This window comes from Colwellia sp. RSH04, assembly GCF_003545765.1.
Classification (GTDB): domain Bacteria; phylum Pseudomonadota; class Gammaproteobacteria; order Enterobacterales; family Alteromonadaceae; genus Colwellia.
The window spans coordinates 502,632-522,990 of sequence record NZ_QXIO01000001.1 but is presented as its reverse complement, the minus strand read 5'-3'; the positions used below and the strand labels follow the sequence as shown (position 1 = coordinate 522,990).

Sequence of the window (20,359 nt, the reverse complement as noted above, 5' to 3'; positions counted from 1 at the left end):
TATGCAAAATGACAAAAAGTGTTCTTTTATTTTTACTGAACAAGTAAGTTAGTTATATAAATTGTTAATTAAATATTTATTATGAAACAGCATTCAACTTCATTACTCACTGTCGCCGCTTTGTTAGCTCCTTTATGTTTATCAAGCTGTAAAGATAACGGACAAACGGTGGATTCACCTGATCACAGTGCAACAACGATAACATCTGAAAGTACTGGTTTAGCCGTGTTATCTGATGCGAGTACATTAGCAAGTCAAGCCACTGACAGTGCAGCTCATTGGCTAACGCCAGAATTATTACTGTTGCCCAAAAATGAAGATAGTGTCGTTTATCAGCTTGTTAAAGCGAATAACGCCATAACAGATGCTGTTACGCTGCAAACCACTGATATGCCAGCTAAGCTTGCTAAAAAGTTTCCTCATTTAGCTGATTTTCAAGCCTATAAAGTTGACTTAACTGCGACTGAAGCAAAAGCTTGGTTAAAGCAGCAGTTAATGGTGCTTGCGCTTGATAAAGCAAAGCAGGTACAGAATGTTTCTTTTGTGCAAACAGGGGCAGTAATTGACGCCTTATATACACAAAGCAGTAACGATGCCGATGAAGAACAAGGCTTAGGAGCCACCTTAACCGCGCAGCAAACACATTTTAAATTATGGGCACCAACGGCCCAACAAATTAATGTACTCTTATTTGATAAAAATACTGTTGAATTAAATGAACAACGCATCTCTGCTAGTGAGACATTTGCACTGACTGAAGATGAAAACACTGGCCTTTGGCACGTAGCAATCCCCAAAGCATTAAACGGCAGTTATTATCAGTATCAAATCACGGTTTATCATCCTGCGAGCAAGCAAGTAGAAACCCTTATTACCACAGACCCATATTCTTTAAGTCTTTCAATGAATAGTAAGTATTCACAAATTGTTGACTTAGCGGCTAGCGATACTCAACCACCAAGCTGGAATAGTCATCAAATACCCACAGTGAACAATGTTGAAGATCATGTATTATATGAAACCCATATTCGTGATTTTAGTTCGATTGATAGCAAACTGTCAGACAGCCGTTTTCGTGGTAAATACAAGGCATTTAGTGAGCAAGACTCTTACGGTATGCAGCACTTAAAATCACTGCAAAAAGCGGGATTAAATACCGTTCACCTATTACCCACTTATGACATTGGCACCGTCAATGAAGATCAAAGCAAAGCTATTGATCTGTATGACAGTATGGCCAAAGTATGTGCTATCGCACCTCATGCCTTTGTTTGCCAAAAAAATAGCAGTGTAACGATTACGCCAGAGCAATCACTATTTTCAGTGCTTTCAAGCTTTGATCCTAATGGCACCCAAGCACAGCAACTTGTGAGTGAGTTACGCGAGTTAGACAACTATAACTGGGGATATGATCCTTACCATTACACGGTACCTGAAGGAAGTTATGCGCTAAACCCACAAGGTAAAGCACGTATTATTGAATTTAGAGAAATGGTGCAGAGCCTTCATGGCTTAGGATTTAGGGTGATTATGGATGTTGTTTATAACCATACTTATGAATCGGGTTTAGAAGAAAAATCAGTTCTCGATAAAATCGTACCTAATTACTATCATCGTCTTGACCCAATCTCAGGTGCTATTGAGCAATCTACCTGTTGCGACAATACCGCGACAGAGCGAGTTATGATGGCTAAATTAATGACGGATTCATTAATTGTTTGGGCGCGAGACTATAAAATTGATGGTTTTCGTTTTGACTTAATGGGGCATCAACCGAAACAAGCAATGCTTGAAGCAAGAGCAGCGGTAAGACAAGTTGATAGTGATAGTTACTTTTATGGCGAAGGCTGGAACTTTGGTGAAGTCGCCCATAATCGCCAGTTTGTACAAGCTAGTCAGTTAGAGCTTGGCGGTACAGAAATTGGTACGTTTACTGATAGGTTAAGAGATGCAGTTCGAGGCTCAGGCAATAATACCCGTAAGGGGCAAGGTGTAGGTAATGGTTTGTTAACCTTACCGAATAACCAGCAAAGTCAGACAAAAGATTTAAGTGATTACCACCTGAAAATGGCGCAATTGCGTTTAGGCTTAGCAGGAAATTTGGCTGAGTTCACCTTAACCAATGAACATGGACAGCAAGTATTAGGTAAAGAAGTTCCCTATGGTGATCAACCCACTGGTTATGCCTTAGATCCTGCGGATACCATTAATTATGTGTCAAAACATGATAACCAAACACTATGGGACAACAGTCAGTACCGTCTGCCGTTTGAACTTTCAACAGAAGATAGAGTACGTTTACATTTACAAAGTATCTCGTTCGCACTCTTTGCACAGGGTATTCCATTCTTACATTTAGGCGCTGAGTTCTTACGTTCAAAATCTTATTTACGCGATAGTTATGATTATGGCGACTGGTTCAATAGAGTTGATTTTTCTAAACAAAATAACTTTTATCATGTGGGATTACCACCAGAAGCAAAAGATAAAGACAATTGGCCATTAATAAAAGAAGTGATGGTAGGGCATCAGGGTAGAGATAAAGTGTCTGCAAAGCATATTACCTTTAGTAGTGATGTGTTTACACAAATGTTAGCGATAAGAATGTCTACTCCTTTATTTAGGTTGGCAACAGCACAAGAGATTATTGAAAAAGTAAGCTTTTTGAATACTGGCGAAAATGCGCAGGCAGGATTAATTGTCATGGCGCTAAACGATAACCTAGGTGCTCAAGTCGATAATAATTATCAAAATATATTAGTCGTTTTTAATACCTCAGCAAAAAGCCAAACCTTTAGTGGTACAGCTGAACAAGAGTTAACTTTCTCTGGTTATCAATTGCATAAAGAACAAGCGGCAGGGGCCGATGATGTAGTCAAGCAAAGTGTGGTTAAAGAGCAGAGTATTACAGTACCTGCGTTGACAACGGCAGTGTTTGTTAAGCCTAGGTAGGGTGTGTTTATCTTTGTTTATTAATTCAGCTAAGAGATAAACTCACTTGAATGAAGGCAAAAAATGAAGGCAAAAATGAAGGCAAAAGTTGTGTAGTTTACTCGCTACATCAGCAGCATTAGTATTCACTTATTTGGAACAATTAAATAAGTGAATACTGCTTTGCTATTATTAAAACTATCTCGAAGCTGAGCGCTATTAGGATTTTACTATCGTTTTAAAGCTAAATCCCACCAGTAACATCTAAAAAATTTCCGGTTGAAAAAGAAGATTTATCTGATGCCAGCCAATAAATCGCTTCTGCGACTTCTTTTGGCTGTCCGCCTCGTTGCATGGGAATATTACCCTTCAGGCGTTCAATGCGCTCAGGCTCGCCGCCATCGGCGTGCATATCAGTATAAATTAACCCTGGTCGTACGCAATTAACACGGACCCCTTCGTCAGCCACTTCTACTGAAAGCCCTTTAGTTAAGGTATCAATCGCACCTTTTGACGCTGCATAATCGATGTATTCATTAGGAGAGCCTGTTCGCGCTGCAGCAGAAGAAACATTAACAATAACACCGCCTTTGCCGCCGTATCGAGTCGACATACGTTTAACCGCTGCTTTACTACATAAAAAATAACTGGTGACATTGTTAGTGAAGATGGCATTGATTCGCTCTGCAGTCATTAGGTCTAGCCGAGATTGTTGCTTCAACATACCCGCATTATTCACAAGAACAGTAGGCGTACCAAGTTGTTCGTCCACGGTGATAAATAAACGTTCAACATCAGCCTCACATGAAACATCAGCTTGCACAACGATGCATTGTCCACCTTCTTGTCTAATAGTGTCAGCGACTTGGTTGGCAGAGTGGGCATCATTTTTATAGTTAATACACACGGCGTATTGGTGTTGGGCAAACAGTTTTGCTGTTTTTGCGCCTATACCTCGACCCGCCCCGGTAATAATGGCTACTTTGTTATAAGTCATGACATCTCAGTTATAGTTTTGCAGTTATGGGGTTGTAGTAATTACTTTAAGTAATAGTTTTCAGTGATAGTTTTAAGTAATGGTTCTCAGCAAATAAAAAATAGGCTGATAAATAAAGTTATCTATTGTTGTATAACATTCTTTGTCTTCGTTTTATAGTAAGTTAAATGATAATAAATTTGGGCTACTAAATATGAAGCTTGTTGAAAACGGTAATGAGCCAAGTCAGCAACAACAAGAAGTATTATCTTTACTCGCTAGGTGGCAACAATATCTATCTGCTAAGAAGTTAGATGATCTTTGCTCACTTTATGCTGCTGATGCAGCACTGTGGGGAACATTTATTTCAACACAAAGGATCACTAATACAGCTATTCGTAGTTATTTTGAAGAATTACTTCACAGTCAATCATGTAAGGTACACTTTTTAGATAAGTACCTGCGCTGTTTCGACAATACTGCCATTTGTTCTGGGCTTTATTCGTTTGTACTTAATGATGATGATTTTGAAACCGAAGTGATAGCTCGTTTTAGTATGACTTTTCATCAGCGAAATGGACAATGGCTTATTGTTGAGCATCATTCATCGAGAAGAGATGCTTTGCTTCCTAATAATGTCCATTAATACTAATTACAATAAAGTAAGCTATGCTAACAGTGACTGTTTAGGAATTTATTCATACATGAAGAAACTTATATTTGCACTATTTTTTCTCTCTCCTTTTGTGGTTGCGCAAGAGAAAGTGGTATTACAGTTAAAATGGTTTCATCAGTTTCAATTTGCTGGGTTTTATGCAGCGAAAGAGCAAGGTTTTTATCAAGATGCGGGATTTGATGTTGAAATAAGAGAAAGAGATATTAAAACCAGTGCCATTAATGATGTGCTAGAAGGGCGAGCTGATTTTGGGGTCGCAGACTCGTCAATTGTTGTTCAGCGACTTAACGGTAAACCGTTAGTTATCGCAAGTACTATTTTTCAATCAAGTCCGTTGGTTTTTCTAGCATTAAAGGAATCAGGTATTTCCAGCCCCTATGATTTAGTCGGGAAAAAAATCATGTTCCAACGAAGTGTTGATGATGCCTCACTACAAGCATTATTGCACATGTTTGGTATTTATGAAGACAAATATGAGTTTGTTCCGCATAACTTTGATGACTGGGTGCTTACTAATGGTGTAGCAGATGTCATGTCTGCTTATCGCTCTAATCAGCCTTTTAATTATCAACAAAAAGAGCTTGCGACAAATATTATTGATCCATCAAGTTACGGAATCGATTTCTATGGCGACTTATTGTTTACCTCTGAAAAAAGAGTAACTCAGGACTTCGAAGGTGTTGAGCGATTTGTTGAAGCAACGCGAAAAGGTTGGAGGTATGCATTAGAAAACCAGCGTGAACTTACTTCGCTTATCATGAATAAATATCGTTCAAGATCTTCTAAAGAGCAATTACTCGAAGAAGGCAGAATTACTGAAAGTTTAATCAAACCAAGCTTTACAGCCATTGGAAATGTTTTCCCAGAAAGGTTTGATCGAATTGCGCAAACGTATAAAGATTTGAAAATGGCGCCTTCATCAGCAAGTATTGAAGGCTTGTTATTAGAAGAATACGTCGCTAAACCGTTGGAGTTTGATAATAGGTTTGTTTATTTTGCTTTGCTACTGCTCTTTTTGTTTATTAGTTATTCCATTGTACAAATGCGCTTTAATAAACGGTTGAAGCTTAAAGTAATGGAGCAAACAAAAAAGTTAGCACTCAGTAATGAACAACTGCAAGAGCACAATGAAGCACTTTCACAACAGAAACAGGAAATTGAACAAGCTAAGCAATTTGCAGAAGAAGCAAATAAGTCTAAATCATTATTCTTAGCGAATATGAGTCACGAAATTAGAACCCCCATGAATGGTGTTTTAGGGACTCTTCAACTGTTAAAACAAATGCCACAATCAGTTGAAGCAAATGATCTACTAAATAAAGCCATGTACTCTTCAAAAACGCTATTAACTATTATTAACGATATTTTAGATTTCTCTAAAATTGAGGCGGGTAAATTAGATTTAGAGCAAGCACCGTTTAGTTTAAACCTTCTTGTTGATGCTATATACGGGGCACTAAAGCTAGAAGCGGATGAAAAATCTATTACTTTAAAAGTCATCAAAGGCGAAAACTATCAAAATGGTTGGCTAGGTGATGCGGTCAGAGTAAAGCAAATCCTGCTTAATGTATGTTCAAATGCAGTTAAGTTCACTGAGCATGGTTCGGTAACTATTGTTATTGATACCAATGAACAAGGTAACCTTGCGTTTTGTATTGAAGACACAGGTGTAGGGATGTCAGAGGATGCGGTTAAACGATTATTTAATCGCTTTGAGCAAGCGGATAACTCAACCACGCGAAAATTTGGTGGTACGGGGTTAGGGATGGCAATTAGTCAAAGCTTAGTTGAATTAATGAATGGCTTTATTGTGGTGAACAGTGAGTTAGGCAAAGGTTCTACTTTTAAAGTATTGCTACCTCTTTCACCTGCGCAGGTAAATGAAGATGACTTTAAGGCTGATTCAAAAAAGGTTCCTGATCTTAAAGAAAAAACGATATTGTTAGCAGAAGATAACAACATTAATAAAGTCATTTTTAAAACTATGCTTGCACCAACTAAGGCCAAAATAATTGTTGCCAGTAATGGTCAAGAAGCCGTTGATTTAATGGCAAGTAACCACGTTGATATGGTTTTTATGGATATTCAAATGCCGATATTAGATGGTGTCGAGGCTTGTAAGATAATAAAGCCCCTTCACCCTGATACTCCTATCATTGCTTTAACGGCTAACGTGATGGAAAGTGATATTAAATACTATTTAAAACATGGCTTTAATCAGCATATAGGTAAACCTATCAATATTGATTTACTTTATCAGTGCTGCCGAAAATATTTAGCATAAGTCGCAAAGGAGCATAATCAACATATGCTCCTTCTTATGATGAAATACATCTAACTACTATAGTGAAAATAACGACTAATGAGTTAATAGATGTTCTTTAAGAAATTGCGTTTTCATGGTTTTATAATGCAACGTAGTGCCTTCACCTTCACGTAAACTATGACTACGGTTTGGATATGACATAAATTCAAACTGTTTATTATGCTTGATTAACTCATTAATTAATCGCTCAGCTCCTTGATAATGTACATTATCATCACCGGTGCCATGTACGAGTAATAATTTACCTTCGAGATTTTTAGCATGAGTTATCGGCGAACCTTGTTTATAACCTTGAGCGTGGTCTTCTAATAATCCCGAGTAACGTTCTTGATAAATAGTATCGTAAAGCAGTTGGTCTGCTACTGGGGCAGAAGAAATGCCAACATGATATTGCTCAGGATATCTAAAGAGCATATTTAACGTCATTGAACCACCACCTGAATGCCCCCAAATTGCAACACGGTCGGTATCAATGTATGACCAGCGTTTGCTCATCGCTTTTAGTGCATCGCTTTGGTCACGAGAAGATAAAATACCAACACCACCATAAATAGATTTACGCCACGCTTGCCCTTTAGGGGCGCGAGTTCCTCGGTTATCGATTGAGGCGACAATAAAACCTTGCTTAGTGAGATATTGATCCCACATAAAAGCATTGCCACGCCATTTGTCTTGAACAGTTTGCCCCCATGCTTCGCCATACACGTAAAATATTATCGGGTACTTCTTATTGGCATCAAAGTTGGCAGGTCTTGTAATATAACCATCTAATACAATGCCATCTTGCGCTTCAACTTGAAAAAACTCAGTTTGAGCTAAATTAAGCTGGCCTAACTTAGCTGATAACGCACTGTTCTTCATTAGTGCGTGTTGACTTACATGCGTACTGTTGGTTTCTGGTGAAATACTTACCAAATATTTCGTGGTGGGTTGGGTAAAGCTTGAGTGAGAATGTATTGCCCAGCTGCCATTGTCAGCCATTTGATAAGCGTTAAACCCTTGATGATTTTTTGGAGTAACACGCTGATTACTTAAAGAGCCATCAAGTTTACTACGGTATAAATAACGTTGACTTACATTGTCTGGAGAAGCAATAAAGTATAACCAGCCATTTTCTTCATCAATAGCTTTTATGTCAGTAATATCAAAGTTACCTTGGGTTAAGTTGACTATTGAAGAGCCGTCTCGTGCTATACGATAAAGATGACGCCAACCACTGCGTTCACTGGTCCAAATAAAGCTTTTACCGTTATCTATCCATCGAGCATCATCAAAAAAGTCGAGAAAGGTTTCTTCTTGTTCAGTCATCACAAGTTTTACTTTACCTGAATCTGCATTGGTTAAATAAAGGTGGTTGGTGTCTTGTTTTCTGTTGACATGCTGAATGAGTATTTCGTCACTGTTACCAGACCAATTCATTCGTGGAATATACATATTGCGAGAATTATCAGGCAACTGACTCCACGTTGTTTTTTGATTGCTAATATCAACAATACCAACTTTGGCTAGTGCATTTGTTTCACCCACTTTAGGGTAGGGGAATTTAGTTAACGTAGGGTATAAGCTATCAGTATTATTGATCATAATAAACTCTTTACTACCGCTAGTATCAAGTTGCCAATAAGCAATTTTTTTACCGTTTGGGCTCCAACGAAAGCCATCACGAATTAAAAACTCTTCTTCGTAAACCCAATCAAATAAACCATTAATAATGCCCTTGCCAGCCGAATTGGTAAGCTGGGTAATGTTGAGGTTTGAAAGGTTTTGCAGGTAAATATTATTATGCAAAACATAAGCTACCTTGGTGGCATCAGGCGAAAACTTAGCAAACATTAATTGACTCGAATTGCCGTGCTCGCCGCCCAATTGCGTTAACTGGTTTTGGTTTATATCAAATAGCCAATAGTCACCTCGGCTATTTGATCGCCAAACCTTTTTACTGTTGGTGTAAATGAGTAATTTGCTGCGATCGTCTGAAAAGCGATAATCATCTATCGATAATGCTTTGTCTTGTCCGTCAGGTGTTAATTGTTCAGCACTTACTAATATCGTCGCCTCTAACGTAGTTGGATTATATTGAACTATGCTTTTGCCATGACCTTTTGCTTGAAGGTTTTGCTCAACACTTAAATAGCCACTGCCATCACTTAACCAACGAATTTGACCTATTTTCTCTGATTTAAAGGTTTTATCTTTATAAATACTTTCCAGCGATAATTGGCTCGATTTCATCGATTGTTGAGCCGTTGTCTTATGGTTTGCTGTAGTTTGGCAAGCACTTATAGAAAGAGCTATCGCAATAGTAACAGTTATATTGAATTGCTTGAAAAAGGGTGTCAGCATTAAATTTCCTTAAGCTATCATGTTATAAAATTGATATAAATTGACCAGTTATAACATGAATTTTTTGGTTAAATAAAATCTTAATGGCACTATAATTTGTATACAAAGTCATGACAAGTGAAAGGCGTTAAGTGGTGTGAATACACTGGTGGATAGCAGAAATCGCAAAATATAATTATCACGAGTGGCTATTGAAAATACTAGTTTCACCACCATATTGAGTTACCATAAAGAGATATTGATGGTATTGAGATAGCTTATGACCTACGCACTAGAAATTACAGGCTTAAAGAAAACCTATAAAGGTGGCTTTCAGGCTCTAAAAAATATTGAACTTAAAGTTAAACAGGGTGATTTTTTTGCTTTGCTAGGACCTAATGGCGCGGGTAAATCAACTACCATTGGTGTAATGACTTCTTTAGTGAACAAGACAGAAGGTCAGGTGAAAATATATGGCCACGATATTGACAACGCTTTAGAACTGGCGAAAAGTCATATCGGTTTAGTACCACAAGAATTCAATTTTAATCAGTTTGAACCGCTTACAAATATACTGGTAAACCAAGCAGGTTACTACGGTGTAGAGAGAAAAACAGCGTTAATACGTGCTGAAAAATATCTTAAGCAACTCGAGCTGTGGGATAAACGTGATGAACCAGCTCGTGCACTTTCAGGTGGCATGAAACGTCGTTTAATGATTGCTCGCGCATTAATGCATGAGCCTAAAATGCTGATATTAGATGAACCAACCGCTGGCGTTGATATTGAGATTCGTCGTGCAATGTGGGACTTCTTACAACAGCTCAACGAAGAAGGGATCACTATTATTCTCACAACTCATTATTTAGAAGAAGCTGAAATGCTTTGTCGTAATATTGCAATAATAGATGGCGGTGAAATTGTTGAAAACACCACAATGAAAGGTTTACTAGCACAATTAGATATTGAAACTTTTGTTCTCGATTTAGTGCCAACGCAACATCAAGTGTCGATTGATGGCATAGTGTCAAGACAGCTTGATGATCACACGTTAGAAATTGATATCAGCAAGCACCAAAGTTTAAATCAAGTGTTCGCACAATTATCATTACAAAATGTTGAAGTTAAAAGTATGCGTAATAAGAGTAATCGCTTAGAAGCATTGTTTGTCAGCTTAATTAATCAATCAGGCAGCGCGAAAGAGAATAGTAAGGTAGTAGCATAAATGAATAACACCATTGCATTAAAAAGTATCTTACATAAAGAAGTACATCGTTTTATGCGAATTTGGGTACAAACTTTAGTACCGCCAGCGATAACGATTTGTTTGTACTTTGTTATTTTTGGCTCGCTTATTGGTAAGCGCATTGGTGAAATGGGCGGCTTTGACTATATGTCGTTTATTGTTCCTGGTCTTATCATGATGAGTGTTATCACCAACTCTTATTCAAATGTCGCGTCTTCATTCTTTAGTGCTAAGTGGCAACGTAACGTTGAAGAAATGCTCGTTGCCCCCGTACCTAATTGGGTGATTGTTGCAGGTTATGTGGGCGGCGGCATGTGTCGTGGCATATTAGTTGGCTTAATTGTTACCTTTGTCGCGCTATTTTTTGTTGATATTCAAGTCCACAATATCTGGGTCATTATTGCCACGGTGAGCTTAACTTCTGCCACGTTCGCTTTAGGCGGTTTGATTAATGCTATTTTTGCCGGAAGCTTTGATGATATTTCAATTATTCCCACCTTTGTATTAACACCACTGACCTATTTAGGCGGCGTATTTTATTCCATTAGTTTACTGCCTGAGTTTTGGCAAGGTGTGTCGCAAGCAAACCCTATTGTCTATATGGTTAATGCTTTTAGGTATGGATTTTTAGGTATATCTGATGTAAGTATAGTGACGGCTTTTGCTGTAATTGGTATTTTTATTGTCACTTTGTTTACCATCGCGATGGTGTTAATCAGCAAAGGTATAGGGTTAAGAAGCTAACATGGACAACGAGATGAAAGAACAACTGACAGGCGATTCAAAAATCATCGTTACTAACCAAAAAGGTATACATGAAAAGCTGGAAGAGATTGTTGAAAAGCATTTAACTCATCCTTTTCAAAAGCCGTATCAAGCACATACAAAATCAGCTTTTGATGAGATCAATGCCATAGTACAAGCATTTGATGGCCCAATTATTTTAGATTCTTGTTGTGGTGTTGGGCAAAGTACACGCTTACTTGCTAAGCGTAATCCTGATGCATTAGTAATAGGGGTTGATAAATCGGCCCATCGTATCAATCGTAATGTTGAAGAAATCTATGATGGCGATAATTTTCATTTGATTCGTGCCGATCTAAATGATTTTTACCGTTTAGTGAAAGCGGCTAACTGGCCGATTACCAAGCATTATATTTTGTACCCAAACCCATGGCCCAAATCGAAGCATATTCAACGTCGCTGGCATGGTAGTGCAGTATTTCCGGTATTGATTACATTAGGTGAGCAAATTATTCTTCGTAGTAATTGGCGACTTTACCTTGAAGAATTTGAACAGGCTGCTGATATTGCTGGGTTAGTGGCAGAATTAACTAAGGTAAACGATGCTGAGCCGATCACGCCATTTGAAGCAAAGTATCAAGCGAGTGGCCAGCAATGCTGGCAGCTACTTGTTAAAGAGGCAAGCTATTAGTTGCTGTTTGTAACCAGTAGTTAAATTTACTAATACTTATTGAAACTGACTAAAAAGCCATTACAGCAATGTAATGGCTTTTTTGTTGGTATTCTCTAGAGCCCTGTATATTAAAGCTTTATGACTTTGGTATGTGATTTGCTTTAATTTGAATCATAGTGATCTTTTTTGTGAGATTTACACTATATATAATTACTCTTCATTTGTGTGTTTAAGGAAAAGCAATGACTGTTATCAAATATAAAGTTTTAAAAAGTGCACTTGCGATTCTTGTGCTTGTGCAAGCTGGTTTAATTTATGCTGCGTCATGGGTGTAAATTGTTGTTATTACCCTGTTAATAGCCATTACTCGATAGTAATGATGACACTTACCGTATCACCGTCGTAAATGGCTGAAACAATTAACGTACCCGTTGCATCTTTCGCTGTAGTAAGCTGATATTTACTATTGCCAGTACCTTGTTCAATTAATTCAGCGCTTACTAACTCACTGCCATTAAGTGACCACTGAGTAAACTCAGTAACATTTAGCGATGAACTCGATTCACTAGTGTATTTGGCGAGTAAGGTTAAATCTAAGGTAGTGTTTTTACTGATGGTTATATTGGTTTCGCCATCATTAATTTGCAGCTCATCTAATTCTGCATCGCCTGATACATTAACGGTCGCACTGACTTTTTTACCGCCACAAAGTGCGCTTAAGGTTGTTATACCGGGTTTTAACCCGAGCATAGTCCCTTTGTTTTCACCTTCAGCAGTTAAACCATAAATAGTTGAGTTACCTGATTGCCACATAACACTGTTATCAATATCGAATTCTTCTTCTGATATTTCGGCAAGTAGGGTTGCCTGTGCGTTAAAGCTTAAGCGATCACCCACCTCTAAAGAAATGAGATCTACTTTTTCTTCGTTTCGTAAAATTGTGAGGGTATTTAAACTACTTGGATCAGCCGTAACGGTTAATTGATCTGATATTTCACCGATTTTTGCCGTGACTATTGTACTTTCAACTTCTTCGCTAGAGGTAAAAATATTACCTTGAGCATCAATGCTAGCAGTAGTCATCTCATCGACAGAAAAACTCATACCGCGAACTGTATTTAAAGAAGTATAACCATCTTCGTAAGTCACATTGCCATCGATACTCGCATCAATACAGGTTAAGATATTCCCTGACTCTGGAGAGCTTTGCTTTAATTCTATTGCGCTGGCAGCTACATCGCTTACTGATATTTCAGTGTCATTAAACATGTCGTTAATTGTAGTGCCTGTAATGGTAACGATACCTTGATTCGCCGTAGTATTGCTAATCGCTGTAACAAGGCCTTTTGTGCTAACTTTAGCAATACTTTCATCACTTGAAGTCCAGACAAGTTCATTGGTGATATCTCGGGTATCACCATTGCTATCAACACCTGTTGCACTGAGTTGGTGAGTTTCAGTGGCCACTAAACGCGTTTGCCCGCCATGAATCGTCACAGTTTCTATAATGGTACCAGTCTCTCTAAGGCGTTCTAGTTCTACTGCACGGGCTAATTCAGCAGAGTTTGTGCTGTCAGTATCACAACCACTAAGTAAAAATCCTGAAAAAATTAATGCGATGAATGAGCTTTTACATAGTAAGTTAACGTGTTTAAACATGATATCTGCCTTAGAAAATGTGAATGATAAAATACAGCTAATCAGTAGCTTAAAATTGGTAGGTTAATCCGAGTGAGATAGCTGTTATTTCTAAATCGCTATCTTTATATAATGATTGGTAACCTAGTCTTACGTGTGTATTTTGTAAAAAAGGAAGCTCTTGTTGAATAGCAACGCCCCAAGCAAAACCATTATATTCATCTTTACCGTTATAGGTATTTTCGGGACCTGAAACATTTAACTCATTCATGGCATAGCCTAGTGAAACATCAAAACGAAAACCGTTCATCGATTCAGATTGCAGTACAGTAAACAAACCGACGCTCTGCTTTAGATCAAACTCCATACGGTAAATATTATCACTGTTATTAGATAACAAATATTGTGCCTCAAAAGCAATTTGATTATTACTTACACCTGCTCTTAGCGCTGTCATTGTAGGTTCAGCATTTTCACTTGAGATATCAATATCACCTAAAACATAGTCAACGCCAATGTAGGGGCTATCGGCATAGCTTGATAAAGGCATAAACATGGCGAGTGATAACAGGACAGAGCTGGTGATTTTTAGCATGAATTTTTTCCCATCTACAAAGATAGCTGCAAGGATATACAGCGTACTAACAATGGTCAATGACTTCTCTTTTTTTTTCTTAATTTTCAACGTGATTAATGATTTAGTGACTTTTTATTTCTTGATTTGTAGCTTAAATAATACAAATTTTGTGTTAAATGGCGTATAACTTTAGTGAATAGTCGATAAATAACGGTAAAAACACGAGACTTTTCGCTCTTTTTTTATTAAAGTGCAGGGCTTATTTCCTTGGGTGTTTTCTTAAATGGAGTTATGAGTTTACACCGTGAACGACTCAGTATTAACGTAAGTTAATCCTTCACACGACGTGTTGAAAAGTGAACATTTATGAGAGCAGCTAAGCGTACAGCACAGGCAACGCCAGAATCATTACATCAAATTTTTACCATTGCTGAAGCCCCAGATTCAACGCTAGGGGTTATTGAGCAAGAGATGTCGCACAATTTGGCGGGATTTTTAGGCAACCATATTGTTGCGACTAAAAATGCCTTAACTGATATTGAACAAGACTTTATTGATGCTCAAATACCTGAGCAACCCGCTTTTGTGTCTGATCATATGGATCATTTACTTGATAAACTGGTTGCGCAATCTGTGCATACGTCAAGCCCAAGCTTTATTGGTCATATGACATCAGCATTACCTTCCTTTATTTTGCCTCTTTCTAAATTGATGGTTGGCTTAAACCAAAACCTCGTTAAAGTTGAAACCTCGAAAGCTTTTACGCCCCTTGAGCGTCAAGTGCTTGGGATGATGCATAATTTAGTTTATCAGCAAGATGAGAGCTTTTATCAAGCGTGGATGCATAGTGCCAAACACTCTTTAGGCGCTTTTTGTTCAGGTGGTACGGTTGCTAATATCACTGCGCTTTGGGTAGCACGAAATAAGCTATTAAAACCTGACGGTAACTTTAACGGCGTTTCTCGCTCAGGGATTTTTGCTGCACTGCAACATTATGGTTATAACGGCTTAGCAATTCTTGTTTCTGAACGTGGTCATTATTCATTGAAAAAGTCGGCAGATATTTTAGGTATCGGGCAAGAAAGTGTCATTGCCATTGCAACGGATGAAAATAATAAAATTGACTGCCAAAAGCTAGCTGAAAAATGTCAGCAACTAGCAAAAGAAAATATTAAGGTACTCTCAATTGTTGGTGTTGCTGGCACCACCGAAACAGGTAATATTGACCCGCTTGAACAAATGGCTGCTATTGCTAAGCAGTATCAATGTCATTTTCATGTTGATGCGGCTTGGGGTGGTGCAACTCTGCTTTCTAATAAATACCGCCCATTACTTAAAGGAATAGAATTGGCAGACTCTGTTACCATTGATGCACACAAACAAATGTATGTGCCTATGGGAGCTGGTTTAGTGATTTTTAAAGATCCTGAGTCGGTCGCAGCGATTGAGCATCATGCTGAATATATTTTACGTAAAGGTTCAAAAGATTTAGGTAGTAATACATTAGAAGGTTCAAGACCTGGCATGGCAATGCTGGTTTATTCTAGTTTGCATATTATTAGCCGCCCGGGTTATGAAATGCTAATAAATCAAGCGATTGAAAAAGCAGAATACTTTGCTGACTTAATTACCCAGCATGATGATTTTGAGTTGATAACAAAACCTGAACTTTGTTTATTAACGTACCGTTATGCGCCGAAACAAGTGCAAAACTTACTGACTAAGTTCAACAATGAAAATGACAAAGAAGCATTAGCGGCAGTCAATTTATTATTAGGTAAATTAACCAAGTTTATTCAAAAACGCCAACGTGAAGATGGTCGCTCGTTTGTTTCTCGAACTCGTATTGAGGTGGCGCGCTATAATGGCGAGAAAGTTATCGTATTTAGAGTTGTACTAGCTAATCCATTAACAAGTAAGGAAATTCTTCACGATATTTTAGCTGAACAATGCCAACTTGCTCAAGAAAGTGAGAATTTTTTACCGCAACTTTTATCAGCAGCAAGCTAATATAGTTAACCTATACTCGGGTTAAGAGATAAGTTAATCGTCTGAAATTGTTAGACTTGTAGTTTTAGCAACTCACTAGCTTGATAGTTTCTTTCATTCAAAGAAAATTCATTAAGAATAGTTATTCAATTGTTTATGAATTTAACACAGAAGTAAGGAAAATAGCTGCTAGGGAGCTATTTATTATCCCTAGCTGAGGTTAGTTACTTTATTCCATTAGTTGTAAACGGTATAAAAAAAGAGCTTCATGATAATGAAGCTCTTTTTGTTTTTAATGCTTTTTGCTTAAAGAAATAATTGTAAATTATCTATGAGCCTTGCTTTACCACAATGCGCAGCGGCTAAAATGACTAATTCAGTATCATCTTCGCTGGCGGGTTGTAATGTGCGGGCATGGCAAACATGAATGTAGTCTGTTTTCATTCCTGTAGCATCAATTGCCATCGAAGCCTTCTTTGTTAAGCCAATAAAATCAGGGCTATTATCAGGGCTGTTTTTACGACTAAACTCAATCTCTTGCGCTAACCATTGCAGATTTTGCTGTAACGCGGGTGCAATGGCTTTTTCTTCAGTGGTTAAATAACCATTTCTTGAACTTAACGCTAAGCCATTTGCTTCTCGCACTGTCGGTACAGGGATAATTTCAATCGGCATAGATAAATCTTCAACCATCGTTTGTATCACTTGAACTTGTTGATAATCTTTCAAACCAAAACACGCAACATCTGGCTGTACCAGATTAAATAGTTTACAAACAACGGTTGCCACACCGCGAAAATGTCCAGGTCGACTTTCACCACAGTAACCATCTGAAACATTAGGTACTTCAACAAAGCTTTGTTTCGCAATACCTTTAGGGTAAATAATCTCAGGTGTGGGAGTGAAAAGTAAATCGGTACCTGCAGCAATAAGCTTTTGTTGGTCGTTTTCCATTGTTCGAGGATAGCTATCGATATCTTCATTAGCACCAAATTGCATTGGGTTAATGAAGATACTGGCTATCACTTTATCAGCGTGGTTATGGGCTTCATCGACTAAAGAAATGTGACCTTCATGCAAATTGCCCATGGTCGGAACAAAAGCGATGGTTAAGCCTTGTTGTCGCCAAGCTTTGACTTGTTGGCGTAATTCTGAAATATCGGTAACTGTAATCATAAGGAGTCAATTAGTTATTTGAAAATATGGTCTTCACCAGGGAAGTTTCCTAAAGAAACTTCACTGATATAGAGTTCAATGGCTTTTTTTATATCACCCGTATCTTTTAAGAAGTTACGAGAAAATTTTGGCATGTAACTGCACGAAATACCAAGCGCATCATGCATTACAAGGATTTGACCGTCAGTCTCTTTACCAGCCCCTATACCTATAGTAGGGATGGTTACAGCAGCAGTAATGGCCTTACCTAAATCACTTGGAATACATTCTAATACGAGTAATTGTGCGCCAGCAGCTTCTAGCGCTTTCGCATCATCTATCATTTTTTGAGCTTTATCTGCGTCGCGACCTTGTACTTTAAAGCCGCCAAAAACATTCACTGATTGAGGCGTTAACCCAAGATGAGCACAAACAGGAATACCACGCTCAACAAGTGCTGTAATGGTTTTATTTAACCAAGCACCACCTTCCATTTTTACCATTGAAGCACCAGCACGCATTAGTTTTGCAGCGTTGTTTAGTGCTTGCTCTTTATTGGAATAGCTCATAAAGGGCATGTCAGCGATAATTAATGTTTCTGTTACGCCGCGTTTTACACATTGAGTATGATATGCCATGTCTTCAATAGTAACGGGTAAGGTGTCATCTTGACCTTGCAGTACCATACCAAGAGAGTCACCAATTAAGATAGCGTGAATACCTGCTTGATCAAATAATTTAGCAAAGCTGGCATCATAGGCAGTAATTGTCGAAATTTTTTCGCCTTGCTGCTTCATTTTCAGCAGACTTGCAGTGGTAATTTTAGCCATAATATTTCCGAATTTATCAATTTGTTTTGCTATACCCAACAGGCACTTTGCCATTCATTGAATATAGTATTAAGACTAGTTTATCCTATTTATTACTAATAAATAACATTGCTGCGCATTATGTAGAAAAGAAAAATGGTGAATTATTAAAAACAGATTGCTTCTTGTTTTATCATTTCATTGATATTGACGTTATCAAGCAATGATTTTAAAGATTGTCCTGAGGGTAAAACTAACTCTGGTGCAATTTCAATAAGGGGGTAAAGGACAAATTCACGCTCAGTCATACCGTAATGAGGCACCGTTAGTCGTGAGTTTTCAATAATATCATCGCCGAATAAAATAATATCTAGATCTAAAATACGCGCACCCCAGCGGTTATCTTTTCTTACTCTTCCTGCTGAATTTTCTATTGCTTGTAATTGGTCGAGTAATTCAATCGCAGATAGGGTTGTTTCTAAAGCTAACACCGCATTGATATAATCATCTTGGTCTTGAGGGCCCATTGGTTTGCTCAAGTAAAGAGAAGATACAGCCACTATGTGGCTTTGCTTTATTGTGCCGATATGAGCAACGGCTTGTCTAACCTGATCTTTAGGGTTAGATAAATTGCTGCCCAAACCTATATATGCAGTCGTCATAAATTGCTTTTAGCCGTCGTGAGTTTGTACTGCTGGTTTTCTGCGTTTTCTTGGCGTGCGACGTTTACCACCTTGTGGTGCTTTGACTGATTTTATCATTTGCAACCTAGCTTCTGATGAAACTTGCTGAAAATCGGTCCACCATTTAGCTAGTTCAGCAAGCTTTTCATCCTCTGATTCAATTTCTGCTCTGAGTAATAAGAAGTCGTAACCGGCTCTAAATTTAGGGTGTTCAAATGTTTTAAAAGCGCGCTTACCTTCTCTTCTAGAGAGTTTATCTTGCAGTATCCAAATATCTTTAATAACCGCTTGGAAACGCTTAGGAATAGCAATTGCTCTTTGTTGTTCAGGCATAACTTCATTTAATCCAGCAAAAAAAGCGTCTTGAGGAGTTAATGAGTTATGTAATTTTATTTGCTTAATCTGCTGTTGCAGTGGATACCAAAGCATCGCTGCAAATAAAAATGCTGGCGTGACACGTTGTTCATTATTAATGCGTTTATCGGTATTACTTAAGGCAAGGTTAATGAAAGCTGGCATGTAAGGATAATTGTTTTCATCATCTTTAAATGCTTGTTCAACACCGGGGAAGAAAAAGTTGAATAAATCGTACTCACGCAATGCCTGATAATTCTCAATCGCTTTGCCTGAAATAAACATTTTTAAGAATTCTTCAAACATTCTGGCAGGCGGTATATTTGCCATTAAAGGAGCAAGTGCTTTAATGGGCGCGCGCGTTTCTTCACTAATAGCCATATCAAGCTTTGTGGCAAAGCGAATGGCTCTTAGCATGCGCACAGGATCTTCACGGTAACGTGTTTCAGGATCGCCGATTAAGCGAATTTGCTTATTTTTAATGTCTTGCACGCCGTTAGCAAAGTCATAAACTTTAAAATCTTTGCTGGAGTAATAAAGCGCATTAATCGTGAAATCACGACGTTCGGCATCTTCTTCAATGCTGCCATAAATATTATCTCTAAGTAGCATGCCATGTTCACTTTGTTTAGAGGTTTTCTTGCAGCTTTTTTCTTTTTCAGTTGCGCTGTCGTGATGGCCTCTAAAAGTAGCGACTTCAATAATCTCTCTGCCAAAAACAATATGTGCTAAACGAAAGCGTCGACCAATTAAACGACAATTACGAAATAGTGCTTTAATTTGCTCTGGCGTTGCATTGGTGGCTATATCAAAATCTTTTGGTTTTAGGCCAAGTAAAATATCTCGTACACCGCCACCAACAAGGTAAGCATCATAACCACCTTTATTTAAGCGATATAATACTTTTAGTGCGTTAGGGCTAATGAATTGACGTGAGACAGGGTGCTCATCACGAGATAATATAATAGGTTGCTCAAGTGTTTTTGCATGTTTTGAGGTTTGTGATTTTTTGCCTCTGCCCGTTAAAACCTTTTTACATAAATTGATAACGCTTTTGATAGTGGATGACCTTTTAAAAAACACTTAAAAATAATCGAGCAATGATATAACAGTGCGCCGCAAAAGAGAACTATAGCGAGGCAAAACAGCATAAAAAAACGACAGTTTGTTATGAGCGCAGCAAACGGTGTAAGTTTTTTAGCTAAAACCTTGTGTTGCAGTGGCCTGACCGTTCAAGGTTTTAGCGACAAATTAGGGGAA

The 20,359-nt window shown here is 38.0% G+C and carries 15 protein-coding genes; 7 read left to right on the top strand and 8 right to left on the bottom strand.

All coding sequences use genetic code 11. From position 1 onward, the window contains the following. The first annotated feature begins 81 nt into the window (after positions 1 to 81). Entirely contained in the window at positions 82 to 2,952 is a 2,871-nt protein-coding gene (gene pulA / locus D1094_RS02140; RefSeq protein ID WP_118958413.1) for a pullulanase-type alpha-1,6-glucosidase, read from the top strand. 223 nt (positions 2,953 to 3,175) lie between these two features. On the opposite strand, the gene D1094_RS02135 is transcribed toward pulA, so the two are convergent. Continuing rightward, positions 3,176 to 3,928 carry an SDR family oxidoreductase gene (locus D1094_RS02135; protein WP_118958412.1) on the bottom strand — a complete coding sequence of 251 codons (753 nt, stop codon included), beginning with the start codon at positions 3,926 to 3,928 and terminating at the stop codon, positions 3,176 to 3,178. Between the two features lie 193 nt (positions 3,929 to 4,121). On the opposite strand from D1094_RS02135, the gene D1094_RS02130 reads away from it, so the two are divergent. Both D1094_RS02130 and D1094_RS02125 read left to right on the top strand, forming a co-directional pair. Further along, complete coding sequence (locus tag D1094_RS02130; RefSeq protein ID WP_118958411.1) at positions 4,122 to 4,553, top strand: nuclear transport factor 2 family protein; 432 nt, start codon at positions 4,122 to 4,124, stop codon at positions 4,551 to 4,553. Between the two features lie 58 nt (positions 4,554 to 4,611). Beyond that, positions 4,612 to 6,867 (top strand): ABC transporter substrate-binding protein, encoded by a 2,256-nt coding sequence (locus D1094_RS02125; protein WP_182440071.1) that lies wholly within the window; start codon positions 4,612 to 4,614, stop codon positions 6,865 to 6,867. A gap of 75 nt (positions 6,868 to 6,942) precedes the next feature. Here D1094_RS02125 and D1094_RS02120 read toward each other — a convergent pair whose 3' ends face one another. After that, the gene (locus tag D1094_RS02120) at positions 6,943 to 9,252 is read right to left on the bottom strand and encodes a S9 family peptidase (protein ID WP_182440070.1); all 2,310 of its coding nucleotides are present in this window, start codon (positions 9,250 to 9,252) and stop codon (positions 6,943 to 6,945) included. A gap of 259 nt (positions 9,253 to 9,511) precedes the next feature. Between D1094_RS02120 and D1094_RS02115 the strand changes: the two genes are divergently transcribed. Genes D1094_RS02115 through D1094_RS02105 form a run of 3 tightly spaced genes read left to right on the top strand, consistent with a single transcriptional unit; the run spans position 9,512 to position 11,912 of the window. After that, entirely contained in the window at positions 9,512 to 10,456 is a 945-nt protein-coding gene (locus D1094_RS02115; RefSeq protein ID WP_118958409.1) for an ABC transporter ATP-binding protein, read from the top strand. Then, positions 10,457 to 11,221: an ABC transporter permease gene (locus D1094_RS02110; protein ID WP_118958408.1), complete on the top strand. Its 765-nt coding sequence runs from the start codon at positions 10,457 to 10,459 to the stop codon at positions 11,219 to 11,221. 1 nt (position 11,222) lies between these two features. Further along, a complete protein-coding gene (locus tag D1094_RS02105) occupies positions 11,223 to 11,912 on the top strand; it encodes a tRNA (guanosine(46)-N(7))-methyltransferase TrmB (protein ID WP_259337789.1) in 690 nt (229 codons plus the stop codon). Between the two features lie 345 nt (positions 11,913 to 12,257). On the opposite strand, the gene D1094_RS02100 is transcribed toward D1094_RS02105, so the two are convergent. Both D1094_RS02100 and D1094_RS02095 read right to left on the bottom strand, forming a co-directional pair. Beyond that, positions 12,258 to 13,553 carry an Ig-like domain-containing protein gene (locus D1094_RS02100; protein ID WP_118958407.1) on the bottom strand — a complete coding sequence of 432 codons (1,296 nt, stop codon included), beginning with the start codon at positions 13,551 to 13,553 and terminating at the stop codon, positions 12,258 to 12,260. A gap of 49 nt (positions 13,554 to 13,602) precedes the next feature. Continuing rightward, positions 13,603 to 14,127 (bottom strand): outer membrane beta-barrel protein, encoded by a 525-nt coding sequence (locus D1094_RS02095; protein ID WP_147361043.1) that lies wholly within the window; start codon positions 14,125 to 14,127, stop codon positions 13,603 to 13,605. Positions 14,128 to 14,475: 348 nt separating this feature from the next. Between D1094_RS02095 and panP the strand changes: the two genes are divergently transcribed. Next, a complete protein-coding gene (gene panP / locus D1094_RS02090) occupies positions 14,476 to 16,119 on the top strand; it encodes a pyridoxal-dependent aspartate 1-decarboxylase PanP (RefSeq protein WP_118958405.1) in 1,644 nt (547 codons plus the stop codon). Positions 16,120 to 16,404: 285 nt separating this feature from the next. Here the strand turns inward: panP and panC are convergent, their stop codons facing one another. The 4 genes from panC to pcnB all read right to left on the bottom strand — a co-directional run bounded on the left by panC (position 16,405) and on the right by pcnB (position 20,062). Continuing rightward, positions 16,405 to 17,274: a pantoate--beta-alanine ligase gene (gene panC / locus D1094_RS02085; RefSeq protein ID WP_118958404.1), complete on the bottom strand. Its 870-nt coding sequence runs from the start codon at positions 17,272 to 17,274 to the stop codon at positions 16,405 to 16,407. Between the two features lie 14 nt (positions 17,275 to 17,288). Further along, on the bottom strand, positions 17,289 to 18,083 hold the full coding sequence (gene panB / locus D1094_RS02080; protein WP_118958697.1) for a 3-methyl-2-oxobutanoate hydroxymethyltransferase: 795 nt from the start codon (positions 18,081 to 18,083) through the stop codon (positions 17,289 to 17,291). Positions 18,084 to 18,229: 146 nt separating this feature from the next. After that, positions 18,230 to 18,724 carry a 2-amino-4-hydroxy-6-hydroxymethyldihydropteridine diphosphokinase gene (gene folK, locus D1094_RS02075; protein WP_118958403.1) on the bottom strand — a complete coding sequence of 165 codons (495 nt, stop codon included), beginning with the start codon at positions 18,722 to 18,724 and terminating at the stop codon, positions 18,230 to 18,232. A gap of 9 nt (positions 18,725 to 18,733) precedes the next feature. Beyond that, positions 18,734 to 20,062 (bottom strand): polynucleotide adenylyltransferase PcnB, encoded by a 1,329-nt coding sequence (gene pcnB / locus D1094_RS02070; protein WP_220452520.1) that lies wholly within the window; start codon positions 20,060 to 20,062, stop codon positions 18,734 to 18,736. Between the last annotated feature and the right edge of the window lie 297 nt (positions 20,063 to 20,359).

Excerpts from the sequence above, each read along its gene's own strand:
- pulA (WP_118958413.1), top strand. The coding sequence starts at position 82 with ATGAAACAGCATTCAACTTCATTACTCACTGTCGCCGCTTTGTTAGCT.
- D1094_RS02135 (WP_118958412.1), bottom strand. The coding sequence starts at position 3,928 with ATGACTTATAACAAAGTAGCCATTATTACCGGGGCGGGTCGAGGTATA.
- D1094_RS02130 (WP_118958411.1), top strand. The coding sequence starts at position 4,122 with ATGAAGCTTGTTGAAAACGGTAATGAGCCAAGTCAGCAACAACAAGAA.
- D1094_RS02125 (WP_182440071.1), top strand. The coding sequence starts at position 4,612 with ATGAAGAAACTTATATTTGCACTATTTTTTCTCTCTCCTTTTGTGGTT.
- D1094_RS02120 (WP_182440070.1), bottom strand. The coding sequence starts at position 9,252 with ATGCTGACACCCTTTTTCAAGCAATTCAATATAACTGTTACTATTGCG.
- D1094_RS02115 (WP_118958409.1), top strand. The coding sequence starts at position 9,512 with ATGACCTACGCACTAGAAATTACAGGCTTAAAGAAAACCTATAAAGGT.
- D1094_RS02110 (WP_118958408.1), top strand. The coding sequence starts at position 10,457 with ATGAATAACACCATTGCATTAAAAAGTATCTTACATAAAGAAGTACAT.
- D1094_RS02105 (WP_259337789.1), top strand. The coding sequence starts at position 11,223 with ATGGACAACGAGATGAAAGAACAACTGACAGGCGATTCAAAAATCATC.
- D1094_RS02100 (WP_118958407.1), bottom strand. The coding sequence starts at position 13,553 with ATGTTTAAACACGTTAACTTACTATGTAAAAGCTCATTCATCGCATTA.
- D1094_RS02095 (WP_147361043.1), bottom strand. The coding sequence starts at position 14,127 with ATGCTAAAAATCACCAGCTCTGTCCTGTTATCACTCGCCATGTTTATG.
- panP (WP_118958405.1), top strand. The coding sequence starts at position 14,476 with ATGAGAGCAGCTAAGCGTACAGCACAGGCAACGCCAGAATCATTACAT.
- panC (WP_118958404.1), bottom strand. The coding sequence starts at position 17,274 with ATGATTACAGTTACCGATATTTCAGAATTACGCCAACAAGTCAAAGCT.
- panB (WP_118958697.1), bottom strand. The coding sequence starts at position 18,083 with ATGGCTAAAATTACCACTGCAAGTCTGCTGAAAATGAAGCAGCAAGGC.
- folK (WP_118958403.1), bottom strand. The coding sequence starts at position 18,724 with ATGACGACTGCATATATAGGTTTGGGCAGCAATTTATCTAACCCTAAA.